This is a genomic window from Micromonospora sp. NBC_01412 (genome assembly GCF_045040215.1).
GTDB classification, from domain to species: Bacteria; Actinomycetota; Actinomycetes; order Mycobacteriales; family Micromonosporaceae; genus Micromonospora; species Micromonospora rubida.
In genome coordinates this window covers 2,091,887-2,109,859 of sequence record NZ_CP109528.1, presented here as the reverse complement: position 1 = coordinate 2,109,859, position 17,973 = coordinate 2,091,887, and the positions used below count along the sequence as shown (strand labels likewise).

Below are 17,973 nucleotides of genomic sequence, written 5' to 3'. Positions count from 1 at the left end.
AGCACCGATCGGGCCGGCCACGGCTTATCCGCCTCGGCTCCGGTCGCCTGTCACCGGCGGGACAGCGGCCGGGCGGGACGTGTGACAGCATCGCCGCGTCCGGGACGCGGGGGAGGCCATCCATGGGCGAGATGACGGGAGCGCGCCCGGTCGGGCGCGACTGGACGACGCTGGTCGACGCGGCGGCGGCGCTCGCCGTCGGGGCGGTCTTCGCGGCGCGAGAGCTGCCGCTGGTCGCCCAGTCCGGCTTCACCGAGCTCGTCCGGGACGGTCAGCCACTGCGCCCCGCCGCGTTCGCCTGCGTGGCGGTGGCCGTGGCGGTGGCCCTGGCGGCGCTGCTGCCGGCGCTGCCCGGCTGGCCGGTCGCCGCCGGTGGGCTGGCGCTGACCTTCCTGACCGATCTCGCGGTTGAGGGCGGCGTGCACCTGCTGCCCACCTCGACGCCGTCGCCGGGGCTGGTGCTGGCCGCCATCGCCGGCGCCGCGGGGATGGGGCTGGCGCTGGGCGCCGCCCTGCTGGCCGTCGGGCAGGCGGCCCGGCCGGGCCGTCGACTCGTCGCCGCGGGCCTGGCCGCGGGCCTGGTGCTGCACCCGGTGGGCAACGCGCTGTCGTACGCCGTGCTGCCCACCACCGAGTCCGACAGGGTCCGGCCGGACGCGCAGCTCTGGCTCCCCATCGCGCTCACCGTCGCAGCCGCGGCGGTCGCCTGGCGGCGGGCTCGCCCGGGACGGCCCGCGCGGACCGGCCGGTTCCGTCCCGGCCCGCTGCTGGTCGTCGGGGCCGCCGCAGTGCTCACCCTGGTCGGGCTGACCCTGCGCTGGTGGATCGTGCGGCAGTTCCAGCTCAGCCCCGACGGGCTGGCCGGGCCGCGCCGGGAGCGGGCCGTCGAGGCGTTCGGCCAGGCCTCCACCGTCGTGCTCGCCGTCGTCGTCGCGCTGGTCCTGCTCTGGTACGCGTATCGGGTCGGCCGGGCGGTCGGGGCGCGGTGGGTGGTGCTCTGCGCCGCAGCCGGGCCGATCGCCCTGTACGGGGTTCCACTGAGCTTCACCGCCGCGCCGGGACGGGCGTTCCTGGTCACGGCGGTTGGCGTCGCGGCGCTGGCGGCCGGCGCGGCGCTGGCCCGGCACGCGGCCCGGCTGCTGCCGTGGGACGCGCTCGGCCTGCTGGTGGCCGCCGTCGCGTTGCCGCTCGCCGCCCCGGTGGTCCGCGCCGAGATGCCCTCGGCGGACACCGTCCGGCCGCTGCTGACCGTCCTCGGGCTCGGCCTCGCGCTCGGCTTCGGCCTCGCCTTCGCCGCCACCGCGTCCACCGGTTCCGCCCCGACCGCCCCTGGTTTCGTTCCGACCACGCCTGACCCGACCCCTCCCACCCCACCCGCCGCGCCGTCGGTCACCCGGCCGGACATCGGGGGGCGGGTCGCGCTGCTGGTGCTGGGGCCCGCCGCGCTGGTGCTCTCCGGGCAGGCCCTCGCGCCGGTCGTGGCGCGGTCCCAGTTCGACGGCCCCTACCAGGGCCCGTCGCTCACCGTCCCGGTCTTCGCCGGGGTGGCCGCCCTGCTGCTGGCGCTGTTGTTCGGGTTTGACCGCGCGGTGGACCGGCTCCGCCAGGACCTGCGAGCCGAGGCGGCGTCCCCCGGCAGGCCCTGACGGCACCCCGTCGTCGACGCCCCCCTCGCGCGGGCCGGCCGCTCAGCGGTCGACCCGCCACGCGGCGTCGGGCGGCGGGCCGCCCTCGGCGACGATGTGCCGGACGATCCGCAGCGCCTCCTCCAGCGGCACGGTGTCCTCGTCGGGATACTCGTCGTCCTGCCCGTTGCCCAGGACGAAGCCGTCGCTCCAGCCGTCCGCCCCGGGGTCGGTCGCGTGCGCGCCCGGGTCGCCCGGCCCGTCGAGCAGCATCACCATCGCCCGCTCGCTGTTGCTCACCACCGCCAGCGAGCGCCCCGACGAGCTGCTCAGCCACGATTCGAGCCGGCCGGCGGTGACCCGCTCGCCGAGCTGTCGGACCGCGTCGTCGGCCGTCACCGGCGCCGTCCCACCGTGGAACGCCCAGGTCTCCACCATGGCCCGATCCTCCCAGCCGGCCGACCGGGCCGGCCGCCCGAGCCGTCCGACCGAGCCAGCCGGCCGGGCCGGGAAGCGACCGCGATCCCACTCCGGACCGATCACCCCACCCGACCTCCGCGGCGGACGACGAAGCGCCCGCCCGACCCGGGCGGGCGCTTCGTGTCGCGGCGGGCGGTCTCCGGTCAGCGCTTGATCGGGCCGAAGATCGGGCCGGTGATGGCCAGCCGGAGCCCGAGGCGGCCGTTGGTGCGGGCGTTGGCCCGGTCGAGGATGGTCGAGACCGGGGCGTAGCTGTTGTGCTCGTCGGCGTTGGCGCACCGCCCCTGGCCGGGGTCGCCGTTGGACAGGATGCCCAGCGCCCTGCCGTCGGACTCGGTGAACAGCGGGCCGCCACTGTCCCCGGGCCGGGCGCAGATCCGCACGTCGATGCCGCCACCGGACTTGCCGGTGATCTCCCCGCACCGGGTGCCGGGCAGGTAGCCCAACCCGGCGCCGGAGTCGACGTAGGGCTCGCCGGCCTTCGGGGTGTAGGCGGAGCCCGTCGCGCAGACCACCCAGCCGGTCTGGATGTCGCTCCACGGCACGTACCCGGTGATCGCCACGTCCCGGCTGGTCGTGCAGCGCGGGTTGTCGGCGACGCACCAGTAGTTGACCAGGCTCGGCCGGCTGGTCGCCGTGGTCGGATACGCCCACCGCTGCAGCGCCCCCGCCTGGTACGGCATGACCGCGTAGTCGTTCGGGTAGGCGTTCTCGGCCAGCCCGGTGTTGCCGGACTCGATCGTGACCGGGATCTTCGGCCCGAGGAACTGGTGCCAGGCGTCGTCGCGCCGGGTGTGCCTGCCGCCGACCACGCAGTGCCCGGCGGTCAGCACGTAGGCCGCCCCGCTCCGGTCCCGCACGTTGAAGCCGCTGGTGCAGCCGCCGACGGTGCCGTCGTCGCGCGGGACGTCCAGCCGGATGCCGCCGCGCATCGGCGCCCGGGTGCAGTCGCGCGGGTCGCACGCCTTCGGCACCGAGACCCGCGCCACCCGGGCGCGGGACCGGGCGGACACCCCGGCGTCGGCCAGCGCCGCCGGCAGTCGCCGGTCGCCTGCGGCGACCCGGCCACCGGTGAGCACCACGACCTCGTTGGCCGCCTGGTCCACCACGACGTCGGTGCCGACGGCCGCGCCCAGCGCCTTGGCGACCCGGGCCGCCGAGGCGCCGAGCTGCCGCAGCGAGTGCCGCACCGGAACCACCCGGACGTGGGCCGCGTCCGGCACGGGGGCCACGGCGGCCCGTACCGACTCGGGCCGGGTGGCGGCGACGGTGAGCACCCCGCCGGCCGACTGGTCGAGCCACATCCCGCCGTACTCGCCCGGAAAGCGGTCGGCGAGCGTCGTGGCCAGCGGCGGGGCGAGCTCCTGGAGGGCGAGCCGCCGGGCCGCCTCGGTCGCGGAGATCCCGTACCGGTCGCTCAGGTAGGCGACGGACGCCGGCGCGGCGGCGGCCACCTCGGCGGCCGGTCGACCGGCCGGCAGCCGGCCCGACCGCCCGGCTCCGGCCGACGAGGCTGTGGGCGTGGCGGCGCCGCCGGGCGCGGCACCGAGGCCACTGTCGGCGGCCGGATCGGCGGGAGCGTCGGCCCCTCCGCCGGCCGGGTGGTCGGCAGCGGCGGCCGCCACCGGCCTCGTCGCCGCGCCGTCGGCCGGTGTCAGCCCGTAGGCGGTCGTCCCGACCGCGCAGGCGGCGGCGACCCCAAAAATGATCATGCGTCGTGTACGCACCCCGTGTCCTCCCCGTGTGGTCGGCGGTGCCCGATCAGTTTGTGATTCTAGGCACCTCCCATCGGCCAGGGCTGTCCCGTGCGGGCCGGGCGGCATATCCCGCGCTCAGATCAGCGACTCGCGCCACTGCCGGTGCAGCGCCGCGTACCGACCGTCGGTGCCGGCCAGCCGATCCGGCGGACCGTCCTCCACGACCCGGCCGCCGTCGAGGACCAGCACCCGGTCGGCGGTCTCCACCGTGGACAGCCGGTGCGCGATCACCAGCGCCGTCCGGTCGCGCAGCACGGTGGCGAGCGCCCGCTGCACCAGCCGCTCCGTGGGTACGTCGAGCGACGACGTCGCCTCGTCCAGGACCAGCACCCGGGGGTCGGCGAGGAACGCCCGGGCGAACGCCACGAGCTGGCGTTGCCCGGCCGAGAGCCGGCCACCGCGCCGACGCACCTGCGTGTCGTACCCGTCGGGCAGGGCGGCGATGAAGTCGTGCGCGCCGATCGCCCGGGCCGCGTCCCGCACCGCCGCGTCGTCCGCGCCCGGCCGGCCGAACCGGATGTTCTCCGCCACCGAGCCGGTGAACAGGTGGTTCTCCTGGGTGACCAGCACGACCGCCCGGCGCAGCTCGGCGTCGGCCAGGTCCCGCAGGTCGACCCCGTCCAGGTGGGCCGTGCCGGCGTCCGGGTCGTGGAAGCGGGCCAGCAGCTTGGCGATCGTCGACTTGCCCGCGCCCGTCGGGCCGACCAGCGCGACGGTCTGCCCGGCCGGCACGGTCAGGTCCAGGCCGGTCAGGATCGGCGCGTCGGCCCGGTACCCGAACGAGACCGACCGGAACTCCACCGCCCCCCGCCCCGGGCCGTCGGGCAGCGGCGTCGGGCGGGCCGGCTCGGCCACCGCCGGCCGCTCGTCGAGCACCCCGGCCAGCTTCTCCAGCGCCGCCGTCGCCGACTGGAGCGAGTTGTAGAACTGGCTCAGCTCCTGCATCGGCTCGAAGAACCGGCGCAGGTACAGCAGGAACGCGGCGAGCACCCCCACCTCCATCCCGCCGCCGAGCACCCGGGTCCCGCCGTAGCCGAGCACGACCGCCACGGTCACGTTGCCGATCACCTTGATCCCCGGCGAGTACGTGGCGATCAGCCGGAACGCGTGCAGGCTGGTCCGCCGGTAGTCGTCGTTGACGGCGGCGAAGATCCGCTGGTTGCGCGGCTCCCGCCGGTACGCCTGCACCGCGCGGATGCCGCGCAGCGACTCCACGAAGTGGACGATCAGCAGCGCCACCGCCTCCCGGGTCCGCCGGTACGCCCCGGCCGACGCGCGGGCGAACCAGCGGGACAGCCAGAACAGGAACGGGAACGCCAGCAGGGTCACCGCGGCCAGCGGCGCGTCCAGCCAGAGCAGGATGCCGGCCACGGACAGGATGGACAGGGCGGCGAGGACGAGGCTGTCCACGCCGCCGTCGACCAGTTCGGCGATGGAGTCCAGGTCGCTGGTCAGCCGGGAGATCATCCGGCCCGAGGTGTAGCGCTCGTGGAAGCCGACGGACAGCCGCAGGAAGTGGCCGTACACCCGCTGCCGCAGCTCCAGCAGGACGGCCTGTCCGATCCGGGTGGAGAGGGCCAGGAAGCCGCGCCGGGCCGCGTACTCGGTCAGCGCGGCGGCGGCGAAGGCCCCGGCGATCGCGACGAGCGGCCCGCTGTCCCCGGCCCGCAGCGGAGCGATCGCCCGGTCGATGCCGAGCATCACCAGGTACGGCCCGGACATGGCGGCGGCGTTCTGCGCCAGCAGCAGCCCGACGGCCGTCCCGAGCCGGCGCCGGTGCGGGCGCAGCAGGTCCCGCAGCAGCGCCCGGCTGCGGGTGCGCAGCCGGGCGAGCGCCTCGGGCGTCGCCTCCTCCGCCCGGCTGCGGTCCGCCTCCGGGTCGGTGGCCCGCCCCCGCCACCGGTCCAGGTCCGGCGCGGCCCGTGCCTGCCGGTCCGCCGCGCTCCGGCCCCGTCGGCCGGTCGCGCCCGGCGGGCTGCCCGGCCCGTCGGCGGGCTCGTCCTCGGGGTGGCGGACCGTGGCATCGGCGGCGGTCACGACAGCACCAGTCCCCGCTCGTCCGGGCCGGTGGCCGACGTGGTCGGGCCGGGGCCGGTGGCCGACGTGGTCGGGCCGGTGTAGGGCGCGGTCGGCGTGGTCGGGGTGGTCGGGGCGCCGGAGGGGGCGGTCGGGGCGCCGGAGTTCGCGGCCGGGGCGGCGGAGAGGACCGCCCGGTACGCCGGAACCTCGGCCAGCAGCCGCGAGTGGGTGCCGATCGCCGTGATCCGGCCCCGCTCCAGCAGCGCGACCCGGTCGGCCAGCGCCACGGTCGACGGCCGGTGCACCACGAGCAGCGCGGTGGTGTCCCGCAGCACCCGCCGCAGCGCCGTCTCCACCAGTGCCTCGGTGTGCACGTCGAGGGCGGACAGCGGGTCGTCGAGCACCAGCAGCGCGGGCCGACCGAGCACCGCCCGGGCCAGCGCCAGCCGCTGCCGCTGCCCGCCGGAGAGGGTGAGCCCCTGCTCACCGACCCGGGTGGCCAGTCCCCACGGCAGCTCGTACACGAAGTCGGCCTGGGCCAGCGCGAGCGCCGCCCGGACGTCGTCCTCGTCGGCGTCCGGGCGGCCCAGGGTGAGGTTCTCCCACACCGACATGGAGAACAGCGTCGGCTCCTCGAAGGCCACCCCCACCAGCCGGCGCAGCGAGGCCAGCCGCAGCTCGCGCAGGTCGTGGCCGTCCAGGGTGATCCGCCCGCCGGTCACCTCGTGCAGCCGGGGGACCAGGGAGAGCAGGGTGCTCTTGCCGGTGCCGGTCGCGCCGACCAGGGCCAGGGTCTCGCCCGGCTCGACGGTCAGGTCGATCTCCCGCAGCACCGGAGCGGGGGTGCCCGGGTAGCGGAACGACACCCGGTCGAAGACCAGCCGGCCGTGGACCGCCGGCCGGGCCAGCGTGACCGCGCCCGGCGCGTCCACGATGGAGGGCCGGGTGTCCAGCACCTCCTGGATGCGGTCGGCGGCGGTCGCCGCCTCCTGGCCGTTGGCGATGATCCAGCCGAGCGACTGCACCGGCCAGATCAGCATCAGTTGCAGGCTGACGAAGGCGACCAACTCGCCGATGGTGAGCACACCCCGGGCGGCGGCGATCGCCCCGGCGACCAGCACCACGCCGAGGGTCAGGTTCGGCACCAGGTCGAACAGCGCGGAGGTGCGGGCCAGCAGCCGCCCCTTGGCCACCCCGGTGTCGTGCAGCGCCCGGGCGCTGGCCGCGAACCGGCTGGCCAGCTCGGGCCCCCGGCCGTACGCCTTCATGGTGCGTAGCCCCTGCGCGGTCTCCTCGACCAGCGTGGCCACGTCGCCCTGCTGGTCCTGCATCCGGCGCGACGCGCCGTGGTAGTACCGCCCGAACCGACGGCTGATCAGGAACAGCGGTGCGGCGCTGGCCGCGACCAGCGCCCCCAGCGCGGGGTGCAGACGGATCAGCAGCACCACCACGGCGGCGTACGTCACCAGGTTGAGCACCAGGAACAGCAGGCCGAAGGAGAGGAACCGGCGGATCACCGACAGGTCGCTGGTGACCCGCGAGAGCAACTGGCCGGTCTGCCACCGGTCGTGGAAGCCGGGCGGCAGCCGTTGCAGGTGGGCGTAGACGTCGGCGCGGATCGCCGCCTCCATGCCCACCGACGACGAGGACTGCGTCCACCGGCGGATGAAGATCAGCAGCGCCTCGGCCAGGCCGAGCAGCAGGGCCAGACCACCGAGCCGGACCAGGCCGGCCGGGTCGTGCCGGGCGATCGGGCCGTCGACCACCCGCTGCACCACGAGCGGCACGGCGAGGCTCGCGCCGGTGCCGGCCAGCGCCGCCGCCAGCAGCCAGCAGAACTGGGCGGCGTACGGGCGCAGGTAGGGGCGGAACCGCCAGAGGTTGCGCAGCGGGCGAGCGCGGTCGGCCGGTTGGGCCGGGTCGCCGTCGCTCTCGGCAGGCACTAACCGACGGTAGCGTCAAACGGGACTGTCGCCGCTGTCAGCTTTCAGCACGTCCGATCCTCGGTGAGCCAGCCGGGCGGGCCCGGTGTGCTTACCGCCCGGCGGATGCCCCGTGTCAGCCAGCCGGGCGGGCCCGGCGCGCTCACCGCCCGGCGGATGCCTCGTGGGCGAGCAGCCACCGCTTCACGTCCAGCCCCCAGCGGTAGCCGCCGAGGCCGCCGTCGGTGCGCAGCACCCGGTGACACGGGACGAACAGGGCGGCGGCGTTGCGCGCGCAGGCAGCCGCCGCGGCGCGGACCGCCGCCGGCCGACCGGCCAGCCCGGCGTACCCGGTGTAGGTGACCGGGCGGCCGGGCCCGACCTCGCGCAGCACCCGCCACGCGTGCGCCATGAACGCGCCGCCGGTGTGCTGCTCAACCGGCACCGTGTCGATCGCGGTAAGTTCCCCGGCCAGGTACGCGGCGACGGCTGCGGTGACCGGGCCGAGCTCGGCCCGCTGTCGGACCGGCCCGCGCAGGCCGGAGTGCATCAGCGGCAGCAGCGTCTCCGGTTCGGGGGTGAAGCCGGCGGACCGGACCGCGCCGTCGGGGCCGGTCAGGATGCTCAGCGGACCGATTGGCGTGTCCATGACCGTGCCGTCGAGGGTGACGTTCATGCTGCTCTCCAGAGTCTGATCATCGCGTACGAGCGCCAGGGTCGCCAGCGTTCCGCGTACGCGTCGAGGGTCTTCGGGTTGTCGGGGAGGCCGAGTGCGGCGGCACCGCGCCGCACGGCCAAGTCGGTGTGGAGCAGGACGTCGGGGTCGCCGAGGGCACGCATGGAAACGTAGCCGGCCGTCCACGGGCCGATCCCGGGCACCTTGAGCAGCCGCCGCACGGCCTCTTCCCGGTCCCCGCCCGGATCGAGGTCCAGCTCCCCGTCGACGATGGCCCGCGCCGCCGCCCGGATCGTCTCCCGCCGCCCCACCGGCATCCGGAACCCACTGTCGGCGATCCCCAACACCTCCTCCGCCGCAGGAAACCCCCACCCCACCAGCCCCCCACCCGGCTCCCCCGGTTGATCAAGAAGTTTGTGTCCCGGAGGAGCGGGTTCGGCGACGTAAACCTCTTGATCACCCGGCACAGGGGGTGGGGGGAGGAGGTGGGTGAGGGTGGTTCGGGCCGAGGTGACCGAGACCTGTTGGCCGACGATCGCGCGGACGAGCATCTCGAAGCCGTCGACGGCGCGCGGGACGCGGATCCCGGGCTCCGCCGCCACCAGCGGGGCGAGGGCGGGGTCGGCGGCGAGCGTGCCGTCCACGGCGGCCGGGTCGGCGTCGAGGTCGAGCAGCCGTCGGCAGCGGGCCACCGCCGGCGCCAGGTCGCGCATGTCGGCCAGCCGCAGCGTGGCCGCCACGTGCCCGGCCACCGGGGTCAGCTCCACCTCCGCGCCGCCGTGCGGCAGCCGCAACCTCCGACGGTACGTCCCGTCGCGTACCTCCTCCACCCCGGGCAGGGCCCGCAGCGCGAGGAAGTCCAGCAGCGCCGCCGCGTGCAACGGCGGCCGGTACGCCAGCCGCAGCGCGATCGTGCCCGGCCCGCCGGCCACCGGTGCCCGTCCCTGGGCGTCGCGCAGTTCCGACGGGGCGGCGGCGTAGACCTCGCGGACCGTGTCGTTGAACTGCCGGACGCTGCCGAACCCGGCCGCGAACGCGACCTCGGCCATCCCGAGCCCGGTCGTCTCGATCAGGATCCGGGCGGTCTGCGCGCGCTGTGCCCGGGCCAGCGCCAATGGCCCGGCGCCCAGCTCGGCGCACAGCATCCGGTGCAGGTGACGTTCGGTGTAGCCGAGCCGAGTGGCCAGCCCCGGCACGCCGTCCCGGTCGACCACCCCGTCGGCGATCAGCCGCATGGCCCGCCCCACCACGTCCGCCCGGACGTCCCACTGGGGCGAGCCCGGGGCGGCGTCCGGGCGGCAGCGGCGGCAGGCCCGCAGCCCGGCCCCCTGTGCGGCGGCGGCCGACGGGAAGAACCGGACGTTGTGCCGCTTGGGCGTCATTGCCGGGCAGGACGGCCGGCAGTAGATCCCGGTCGACGTCACGCCGGTGTAGAACCAGCCGTCGAATCGCTGGTCACGGCTGTCGACCGCCCGGTAGCACCGCTCGAAGTCCAATTCCACGTCACCGATAGTGCCCCGCCGTCCGGCCCTCCGGCTCGCGGAAATCGGACCTGGCCGTGGGGGTGGGCGGGGGCCTCTCGCGGCATCGCTCCACCTCAGCCGGCCATCCCGGCCGGGAACGGATATCCGGGCCGAAAGTGTCGGTAGGTGCCGGTACGGTCCCCGCCACCAACTCAAGAAGGGTGTGGCGATGGCGAGCGTGGCCGGGCGAGGTGTCCGCTGATGAGATCGGGGCGGGCGCGGCTCGACCACACGGTGGTCCAGGGCTTCTACGACCGGATGCGGGCGGTCGCCCCAGCGGCGTACGGCGCGATGGAGCGGGACCGGGCCGGTGACCGGGGGCGGGCGTTCCGGGACACGGCCTGTGGCCGGCTCGCCGCGTCGCTCGACGCCGCGGGCCTGCGTGCCCTCGGCATGTGGGCGCACCACTGGTGCATGCGCTTCTACGACGACGACACGCGGGTGGGGCTGCGCCTGGTCCGGGAGATCGCCGGCCGCTCCGGGTTGGGCTGGACGGTCGACGAGGTGCGTTGGATGCTCGGCGAGTCCACCGCGGCCGGCCCGTCCGCCGCGTACCGGTTCACGCTGCCGGCCGCGGCGGTCCGCGAGCTGCCGCAGCCGGCCCGCGGTGAGTTCACGACCCACGAGCTGTCCGGGGCCACCGGCCGTGAGCTGCCCACCGGGGAGCGCCCCGAGGCCGGGCGGGGTGTGGCCGGGTCCGGGCGGGAGGCCGTCGGGCCGGGCGCGGGGGAGCGGCGCCTGCTGGCCGGCTGACCCGGCACGGCCCACCGCGAGCGGGCCGGTGAGCGGGGCGGCGAGCGGGCCGGCGAGCGGCGTCGGGTGTCGCGGTCCGGGCGTAGCTGAGGGCTGAGTCGAGCGAACCGCGCGAGTGCGAGATGGGGCACAATGCCGGGGTTACCGAGCCCTCGAACCCGTACCGACCGTAGGACCCCGAGGAGAGGATCGCCGTGTCCGCCAGCGAGCCGACCATCGTCGCCACCAGCATGGGCTTCTTCAGCCGCCGTCGCGGCCCGAACGACCTGCGCCCCGGGCCGGTGTTCGAGCTGGCCGCCGAGCTGGCCCAGGCCGGCCCCGAGCCGCGGCTGTGCTATCTCGGCCAGGCCGTCGGAGACCGGGACGCCTCGATCGCCGCCGTCCACGCGGCGTTCGCCGGCACCCGGTTCCGGGCGTCGCATCTGGCGCTGTTCCCCATGCCGAACGTCGACGACGTCCGGGCCCACCTGCTTGCCCAGGACGTGATCTGGGTCGGCGGCGGCAGCGTCGCCAACCTGTGCGCGGTGTGGCGGGTGCACGGCCTCGACGAGATCCTGCACGAGTGCTGGCAGGCCGGGGTGGTGCTGGCCGGGGTCTCGGCCGGCTCGATCTGCTGGCACCTCGGCGGCGCCACCGACAGCTTCGGCCCCCGGCTGCGCGGCTTCACCGACGGCCTGGGCTGGCTGCCGTACGGCAACGGGGTGCACTACGACAGCGAGGACCAGCGGCGACCGCTGATGCACGCGCTGGTCGCCGACGGCACGCTCCCGACCAGCCACTGCACCGAGGACGGGGTCGGGCTGGTCTACCGGGGTACCCGGCTGGTCGAGGCGGTCGCCGACCGCGAGGGCGTCGCGGCGTACGAGGTCGCGCGGTCCGGGGACGGCGGCGTCCGGGAGACCCGGATCGAGCCGCGTCTGCTGAGCTGACCGTCGACGGTCGGTGCCGGCCGCGTAGACTGGCCGTCCGTGAGCCTCACCATCGGGATCGTCGGCCTGCCCAACGTCGGCAAGAGCACCCTGTTCAACGCGCTGACCAAGAACGACGTGCTCGCGGCGAACTATCCGTTCGCCACGATCGAGCCAAACGTCGGCGTCGTCGGGCTGCCGGACGAGCGGCTGAACAAGCTGGCCGAGATCTTCTCCTCGCAGAAGGTGCTGCCGGCGCCGGTGTCGTTCGTCGACATCGCCGGCCTGGTCCGGGGTGCCTCGAAGGGGCAGGGCCGGGGCAACGCGTTCCTGGCGAACATCCGTGACGCGTCCGCGATCTGCCAGGTGGTGCGGGCCTTCTCCGACCCGAACGTGGTGCACGTCGACGGCAAGGTCTCCCCGGCCGACGACATCGAGACGATCAACACCGAGCTGATCCTGGCCGACCTCCAGACCCTGGAGAAGGCGCTGCCCCGGCTGGAGAAGGAGGCCAAGCTCCGCAAGGACCGGGCCGCCGCCGTGGCCGCGGCGCAGCAGGCGGTCCAGGTCCTCGACGGCGGCACCACGCTGTACGCGGGCGCCGCCGCCGCGAAGATCGAGCTGGAGCACCTCCGCGAGCTGCACCTGCTCACCACCAAGCCCTTCCTGTACGTCTTCAACGTCGACGAGGCCGAGCTGGCCAACGCCGAGTTCCTCGACGAGCTGCGTGCCCTGGTCGCCCCGGCCGAGGCCGTCTTCATGGACGCCAAGATCGAGTCAGAGCTGGTGGACCTGCCCGAGGAGGAGGCCCGCGAGCTGCTGGAGTCGATCGGGCAGTCCGAGCCCGGCCTCAACCAGCTCGTCCGGATCGGCTTCCGCACGCTCGGGCTCCAGACGTACCTGACGGCGGGGCCCAAGGAGGCGCGGGCCTGGACCGTCCCGGTCGGGGCGACCGCGCCGGAGGCCGCAGGGGTGATCCACTCCGACTTCCAGCGCGGCTTCATCAAGGCCGAGGTGGTCTCCTACGGCGACCTGGTCACGGCCGGATCGATGGCGGCGGCGAAGGCGGCCGGCAAGGTCCGCATCGAGGGCAAGGAGTACGTCATGCAGGACGGCGACGTCGTGGAGTTCCGCTTCAACGTCTGAATCCGGGCCTGTGCGCCATCGCTTGATCGACAGGTCAGGCCGTGCGCTGCATGATGGCGTGATGCGAACACGGCTGCTCTTCGTCCGGCACGGCGAGTCGGTGCACCGCGTCGAGGGTGTCGTAGGTGGCCCACACGGCTGCCGGGGACTGACCGACGCGGGCCATCACCAGGCACACCGGCTGGCCGGCCGGCTCCGCGATGAACTCGCCGCCGCCGGCCCCGTGGCCGTCTACTCCTCCGTGCTGCGCCGGGCGGTCGAGACCGCGTGGCCCATTGCCGGGGCGCTGGGCGTCAGCCCGGTGGCGGACTGCGGACTGTGCGCCTGGCACACCCCGCCGTACGCCGACGGGTTGTCGGCGACCCGGTTCCAGACCGACCACGCGACGGCGGGCGGTGGGGTGTTCCGGCCGTTCGAGGAGGGCAACGAGACCTGGGCGGAGCTGGTCGTGAGGGTCAGTCGCGCGATCATGGACATCGCGCACCGGCACCGGGGCGGCACCGTCGTGCTGGTCGGGCACACCGAGACGGTCGAGGGCTCCTTCCACGCCCTCGCCGCCCAGCCGATGTTCAGGGCGTTCGACGTGGCGGTGGCCATGGCTTCGATCACCGAGTGGACCACCGACGACGATCCCACCGGCTGGCCGCCGGCCCGATGGACCCTGCGCCGCTTCAGCGACGTCTCCTGACGCCCGGGGGCGGCGCCGCCCGCCCCACCCACCCGCCGATTCGCGATGTTGGACAGTTGTCGTCGCGGGGCGACGGTAAGCGTCCAAGGTCTCCGACAGGAGGCGGCAGGAGGCGACAGGGGCGGCAGGAGGCGACAGGGGCGGCTGGGGGCGGCGGGGCGTGGTTGGGTGTCGGCGTGGAGCTTGAGTTAGACGGTGGCGGGGTGCGGTTGGCGGCCACGCTGGACCTGCCGGTCGGCCCGGTCCGGGGCGGGCTGGTGGTGCTGCACGGGGCCGAGGCCGGGCACCGGTCGTACTTCTGCTACGAGCACCTGGCCAGGCTGCTGCCCGGCGCGGGGATCGCGGTGCTGCGCTTCGACCGCCGGCCCCGGGTGGACGGCCATGACGTTCCCCTGGCCGACCAGGCCGCCGACGCGGCAGCGGCCATCGGTGTCCTGCGCCGGCAGGTCGGCGACGTGCCAGTCGGGCTGTGGGGGCTGAGCCAGGGCGCGTGGTCGGCGCCGCTGACCGCCGCGCTCCGTCCGGACCTGGTCGCCTTCCTCGTGCTCGTCTCCTCCAGCGGGGTCAGCCCCGCCGCCCAGATGCGCTACGGCACCGCCGAGCAGCTCCGCCTGCACGGCTACGGCGACGTCGACCTGACCGAGCTGGGCCGGGTGCGGGCCACGACGGAGGCGTACCACCGGGGCGACCTCGGCCGGGCCACGGCGCAGGCCGCCATCGACCGGGCCGCCGAGCGCCCCTGGTTCCCGCTGGTCTACCTGCCGCGCGAGCTGCCCGACGAGCCGGGCACTTGGCGGGACATGGACTTCGACCCGGTTCCGGTGTTCGCCCGGGTGACCTGCCCGGTGCTGCTGTTCTACGGCGCGACCGACGCCTGGGTCCCGATCGACGACAGCATCGCCGCCTGGCGGCGGGCCACCGCCGGGGCCGCCACCCCGCCAACCGTCTGCCGGCTGGGCGGCTGCGACCACTATCCCACTCTGGACGAAGGCGAGGACCTCGACAGCATCAGCCCGCAGTACGCCGCCACGATGCTGAGCTGGCTCGACGCCCACATGGTCGGCCCCGACCCGACCCGACGCGCGTAGGCTGAGGAGGGGAGAGGGGACCGCCGTGATACCGACTCTGATCCTGTTCGGCCTGGTGTTCGGTCGTTGGTGGCGGGCGGCCCTCGCGGTGGCGGCCCTGGGCTGGCCGCTTCTGCTCGTCGCGACCGGCGTGCTGGGCGTCGAGCCGGCACTGGCCGGCGCATCCGGGTTGGCGGTCCTGAATGCGGCCGTCGGTGTGGTGGTCCACCAGTCTGTGCTCTGGCTCGTCCGGAACCACCGACGGGCCCCGGCCGCCCCTCCGGGCACGTGAGACCGGCAGCGTCACGCCCGTCGGGCCACCGGGGCCGGGGCGTCACGCGTTCCGCAGCGCGTCCTCGACACCGGTCTCCTGGCGGCCGAGGTGGGCCGGGTCGCGACCGGACAGCAGGTCCACCGCCGCCTTCACGCAGGCGCCGTACTCGCGGGTGGAGCTGATCCGCCACGTCCGGTCGTACTCGCGGGCGGTCTCGTCGCCCACGCCGCTGGCGTCGACGCCGAGCCGCCGGCACACCGCCACGGCGCGGGGCAGGTGGAAGGACTGGGTCACCACCGTCGCCCGCTCCACCCCGAAGATCCGCTTCGCGCGGGCGCACGAGTCGTACGTGTCGAAGCCGGCGTAGTCCAGCACCACCTTCTCCGCCGGCACGCCATGGTCGAGCAGCCAGCGCCGCATCGCGGTCGGCTCGTCGTAGTCCGGGTTCATGTTGTCGCCGGAGAGCAGGATGGCGCGTACCTTGCCGGCGGCGAGCAGCCGCCGCGCGATCTCCAGGCGGGCGGTGAGGAACGGCGAGGGGGTCCCGTCGGGGTGGACCTTGGTGCCCAGCACCAGGGCGACCGGCGCGTCGGGGACGTCCTGCTCGGCGAAGATGTGCCCCTCCGCGCCGCCGCGGATCCACTGCACACTGGCCACGGTGCCACCGGTCAGGAGCGCCGCGCCGACGACGGCCGCGACGACGGCGTGGCGCAACCAGCGCGTACGCCTGCCGTCGGCCGGGCGCAACCTTCGGACCAGAGTGGAGAGTCGACCCCGCATGGGGCGAGTATCCCAGGGCCGCCCAACAACTGATCTTGCCCGCCGCCTCTGGGCGGGCGGGCCGCTGGCCCTCAATTGACCGGCAGGCCGGGGAACAGCACTGGTCCAACCCGTGGTGGTGGCGTCGGTGCCGCCGGCGGGTCAGGACGGTGGGCGGGTCAGCTCGACCTCGTCGCCGGGCAGGACCTCCACGTCACCCTCCGGGCCGCGCACCTCAAGGACCGGCACGCCCTCGTCGAGCTGCATGGCCCGGCGCTCGTCCGCGCTGGGCACCCGCGCGATCACGGACGCCCCCGGCGGCAACTCCACCCGCCGTCGCTCTGGTGCCGTACGGACGTAGCTGCCGTGTCCGCGCACCGTGACGACGAGTCCCTCGGAGCGCAGCAGCGAGATCGCCATCCGGACCGCCTCGCGGCCGATCCCGTACTCCTGGGTCAGCCGCGCCTCGCTCGGCAGTGCGGAACCGGGTGTCAGCTCGCCGGATTCGATCCGCTGCCGCAGAAGTTCGGCGAGCTGCACATAGACCGGCGTGTGCGAGCGCGGATCGATAGTCATGGCAAAGAGCCTTGTTCCCCTATGGCCCAGACTGGTTGTGCCCCTGTGCCCCGGGGCATATAGTCGCAGCTACGCTCAGTGCTCGACGGGGAACGTTCGGATGGTCCCCCGGTTGGTTGGACCTGTCTTGGCGGAGGGGTGGTTCATGGTGCGCGGGTTTTTCAGGTGGTCCGGCGGGCCCGGGCGGGCGTCGTGGAGGCGCGGGGCGTCGCCCTGCCCGCGCTCCTTGGCGTCCGTGTCGCTGCTGCCCTGGCAGGTGCGGACGCAGCGGTTCCGGTCGGCCCGGTTCGGCCGACGTGGCCTGGACCCGGGGGAGGTGCAGGCGTTCATGGACCGGCTGGCCACCGAGCTGGCCGTCCACTACGACGCGCTGCGGACGGCCCGGCTGGAGACGGCGCGGCTCGGCTGCGAGTTGCGGCGGCTGCGGGCCGAGCAGGCTCGCCGACCCAATGCGGGCCGGCACTGATGGCGGCCCGGGGGCGGTTCGTCATCCACCTGCCCGTCCTCGCCCCGGACCTGGTCGGCGCGGTGCGGCTCGCCCGCGTGGTGGCGCGCTGGGCGGGCGTGCTCTCCTCGGCGGACCCGGGGGAGACCACCGTGTCGGCCGAGGACGAGCAGGGCGTACGGCATCGGGTCTTCTGCGACCTGCGCCTGCCGGGCGGCCGGCGCTGCCTGCTCCGGGCCGACCACGACGGCCCCTGCACCCGCCGGCCGAGCCGCTGACCCTCGCCGGGATGCACGCAGCGCGGCGGCCGGAATCGGCGCGAGCGGGCCGGGTCGCCGTGGCGGGATTTGCCCGAGCGGTACGGGCCGTGGAAGACGCCGACCGGCCGGTAGGGTCGTCCGCGTGGATCTGGACGACACCGCCGCCCGGCTCGGGGTACCCGTCGAGGACGTCGACCGCATGCACCGGCTCGCCGGCGACCGGCCGTCGGCTCCGCTGCCCGCCAAGGCCGATGCGCCCGCGATTCTCGACCGGCTCGCGGTGCGGCCGGACGACGCCGCCGAGATCATGGCGGGCTGGCCCGACCCCGGCTCCCCACTGTGGACTCCGGAGCTGCGCTGGCTGCTCGACCGCTCGATCGCCCTGGTCCGCGCCGATCTCGGGGGCCACGGCTGGCTGTCGCCCGGTCCGGCGCTGCCGCGCGAACGGGGTCCCGCCTGGCGGCACCTATACGTGTACGCGTACCTGGCCCTGGTCGACGTCGTCACGGGGTACCACCGCGACCACGGCATCACCGATGCCGTGTCGTGGGTGACCCTCGCGGACCTGGGCCGCAACCTCGCGATCGACCGGCGGATGCACCGCGAGGGCTGGCCGGTCATGCAGAGCTGGCTGACGCTGCACGCGCGCGGCGGCATCTACGAGCTGGGCCGGCTGCAGCACCAGCGCGGCGGCACCGCCATCGACCTGCACATCCCCGAGTCTGGGCCGATGACCCCGGAGGCGGTCGCGGCGTCGCTCGACGCGGCCCGCGTGTTCTTTCCGCGCCACTTTCCCGACGAGCGCTACACGGCGTTCTCCTGCGGCTCGTGGCTGCTCGACCCGCAGCTGCTGGAGTACCTGCCCGGGGACTCCAACATCGTCCGGTTCCAGCAGAGGTTCGAGCTGGAGCCCTACGAGGAGCCGGAAGGGTTGGACGCCGACGTCGAGGTGCTGCGGTTCGTGTTCCGCACCCTGACCACGCCGCTCGACCGGCTGCCGCGCCGCACCGTGCTCCAGCGCGCGATCGTCGACCACCTGAAGGCCGGCCGCCACTGGCACATCCGCCGTGGCCGCTTCCCGATCTAGCCACGCCC

16 protein-coding genes and 3 pseudogenes are annotated in these 17,973 nt (G+C 75.1%); 11 read left to right on the top strand and 8 right to left on the bottom strand.

Going from position 1 to position 17,973, the window contains the following annotated elements; all coding sequences use genetic code 11:
• Positions 1-122 precede the first annotated feature (122 nt).
• On the top strand, positions 123-1,646 hold the full coding sequence (locus OG617_RS09410) for a hypothetical protein (RefSeq protein WP_405100503.1): 1,524 nt from the start codon (positions 123-125) through the stop codon (positions 1,644-1,646).
• Between the two features lie 42 nt (positions 1,647-1,688).
• On the opposite strand, the gene OG617_RS09405 is transcribed toward OG617_RS09410, so the two are convergent.
• The 6 genes and pseudogenes from OG617_RS09405 to OG617_RS09380 all read right to left on the bottom strand — a co-directional run bounded on the left by OG617_RS09405 (position 1,689) and on the right by OG617_RS09380 (position 9,981).
• A complete protein-coding gene (locus OG617_RS09405; protein ID WP_405100501.1) occupies positions 1,689-2,063 on the bottom strand; it encodes a hypothetical protein in 375 nt (124 codons plus the stop codon).
• A 185-nt stretch (positions 2,064-2,248) separates the two neighbouring features.
• Positions 2,249-3,832 (bottom strand): S1 family peptidase, encoded by a 1,584-nt coding sequence (locus tag OG617_RS09400; protein ID WP_405100499.1) that lies wholly within the window; start codon positions 3,830-3,832, stop codon positions 2,249-2,251.
• 105 nt (positions 3,833-3,937) lie between these two features.
• Positions 3,938-5,899, bottom strand: a complete 1,962-nt coding sequence (locus OG617_RS09395) for an ABC transporter ATP-binding protein (protein ID WP_405100497.1) — start codon at positions 5,897-5,899, stop codon at positions 3,938-3,940.
• 104 nt (positions 5,900-6,003) lie between these two features.
• Positions 6,004-7,824 (bottom strand): annotated as a pseudogene (locus tag OG617_RS09390) (ABC transporter ATP-binding protein); the annotation flags it as partial.
• A 142-nt stretch (positions 7,825-7,966) separates the two neighbouring features.
• A complete protein-coding gene (locus tag OG617_RS09385) occupies positions 7,967-8,479 on the bottom strand; it encodes a methylated-DNA--[protein]-cysteine S-methyltransferase (RefSeq protein ID WP_405100495.1) in 513 nt (170 codons plus the stop codon).
• Positions 8,476-9,981, bottom strand: coding sequence for a DNA-3-methyladenine glycosylase 2 family protein (locus tag OG617_RS09380; protein ID WP_405100493.1), 1,506 nt, complete (start codon positions 9,979-9,981; stop codon positions 8,476-8,478). Before OG617_RS09380 ends, OG617_RS09385 begins: the two co-directional genes overlap by 4 nt.
• A gap of 222 nt (positions 9,982-10,203) precedes the next feature.
• Between OG617_RS09380 and OG617_RS09375 the strand changes: the two are divergent.
• The 6 genes and pseudogenes from OG617_RS09375 to OG617_RS09350 form a co-directional block, all read left to right on the top strand.
• Positions 10,204-10,596 (top strand): annotated as a pseudogene (locus OG617_RS09375) (hypothetical protein); the annotation flags it as partial.
• A 353-nt stretch (positions 10,597-10,949) separates the two neighbouring features.
• Positions 10,950-11,684, top strand: coding sequence for a Type 1 glutamine amidotransferase-like domain-containing protein (locus tag OG617_RS09370; RefSeq protein WP_405100491.1), 735 nt, complete (start codon positions 10,950-10,952; stop codon positions 11,682-11,684).
• A 39-nt stretch (positions 11,685-11,723) separates the two neighbouring features.
• Positions 11,724-12,809 (top strand): redox-regulated ATPase YchF, encoded by a 1,086-nt coding sequence (ychF, locus tag OG617_RS09365; RefSeq protein ID WP_405100489.1) that lies wholly within the window; start codon positions 11,724-11,726, stop codon positions 12,807-12,809.
• Between the two features lie 61 nt (positions 12,810-12,870).
• Entirely contained in the window at positions 12,871-13,497 is a 627-nt protein-coding gene (locus tag OG617_RS09360) for a histidine phosphatase family protein (RefSeq protein WP_405100487.1), read from the top strand.
• A gap of 176 nt (positions 13,498-13,673) precedes the next feature.
• Positions 13,674-14,585 (top strand): alpha/beta hydrolase, encoded by a 912-nt coding sequence (locus OG617_RS09355; RefSeq protein ID WP_405100485.1) that lies wholly within the window; start codon positions 13,674-13,676, stop codon positions 14,583-14,585.
• A gap of 25 nt (positions 14,586-14,610) precedes the next feature.
• Positions 14,611-14,856, top strand: coding sequence for a hypothetical protein (locus OG617_RS09350; RefSeq protein WP_405100483.1), 246 nt, complete (start codon positions 14,611-14,613; stop codon positions 14,854-14,856).
• A 42-nt stretch (positions 14,857-14,898) separates the two neighbouring features.
• On the opposite strand, the gene OG617_RS09345 is transcribed toward OG617_RS09350, so the two are convergent.
• Together OG617_RS09345 and OG617_RS09340 are read right to left on the bottom strand one after the other, a co-directional pair.
• Complete coding sequence (locus OG617_RS09345) at positions 14,899-15,618, bottom strand: vancomycin high temperature exclusion protein (RefSeq protein WP_405100481.1); 720 nt, start codon at positions 15,616-15,618, stop codon at positions 14,899-14,901.
• A gap of 141 nt (positions 15,619-15,759) precedes the next feature.
• Complete coding sequence (locus OG617_RS09340) at positions 15,760-16,173, bottom strand: GntR family transcriptional regulator (protein ID WP_405100479.1); 414 nt, start codon at positions 16,171-16,173, stop codon at positions 15,760-15,762.
• A 235-nt stretch (positions 16,174-16,408) separates the two neighbouring features.
• Here OG617_RS09340 and OG617_RS09335 point away from each other — a divergent pair, with 235 nt between their 5' ends.
• The 4 genes and pseudogenes from OG617_RS09335 (at position 16,409) to OG617_RS09320 (ending at position 17,965) form a co-directional block, all read left to right on the top strand.
• Positions 16,409-16,639 carry a DivIVA domain-containing protein gene (locus tag OG617_RS09335; RefSeq protein ID WP_405100477.1) on the top strand — a complete coding sequence of 77 codons (231 nt, stop codon included), beginning with the start codon at positions 16,409-16,411 and terminating at the stop codon, positions 16,637-16,639.
• Positions 16,639-16,896, top strand: a complete 258-nt coding sequence (locus OG617_RS09330) for a hypothetical protein (protein ID WP_405100475.1) — start codon at positions 16,639-16,641, stop codon at positions 16,894-16,896. The genes OG617_RS09335 and OG617_RS09330 overlap by 1 nt, the downstream gene beginning before the upstream one ends.
• Positions 16,897-16,995 (top strand): annotated as a pseudogene (locus tag OG617_RS09325) (IS5/IS1182 family transposase); the annotation flags it as partial.
• Positions 16,996-17,020: 25 nt separating this feature from the next.
• Positions 17,021-17,965 carry an acyltransferase domain-containing protein gene (locus tag OG617_RS09320; RefSeq protein ID WP_405100473.1) on the top strand — a complete coding sequence of 315 codons (945 nt, stop codon included), beginning with the start codon at positions 17,021-17,023 and terminating at the stop codon, positions 17,963-17,965.
• Positions 17,966-17,973: the final 8 nt, after the last annotated feature.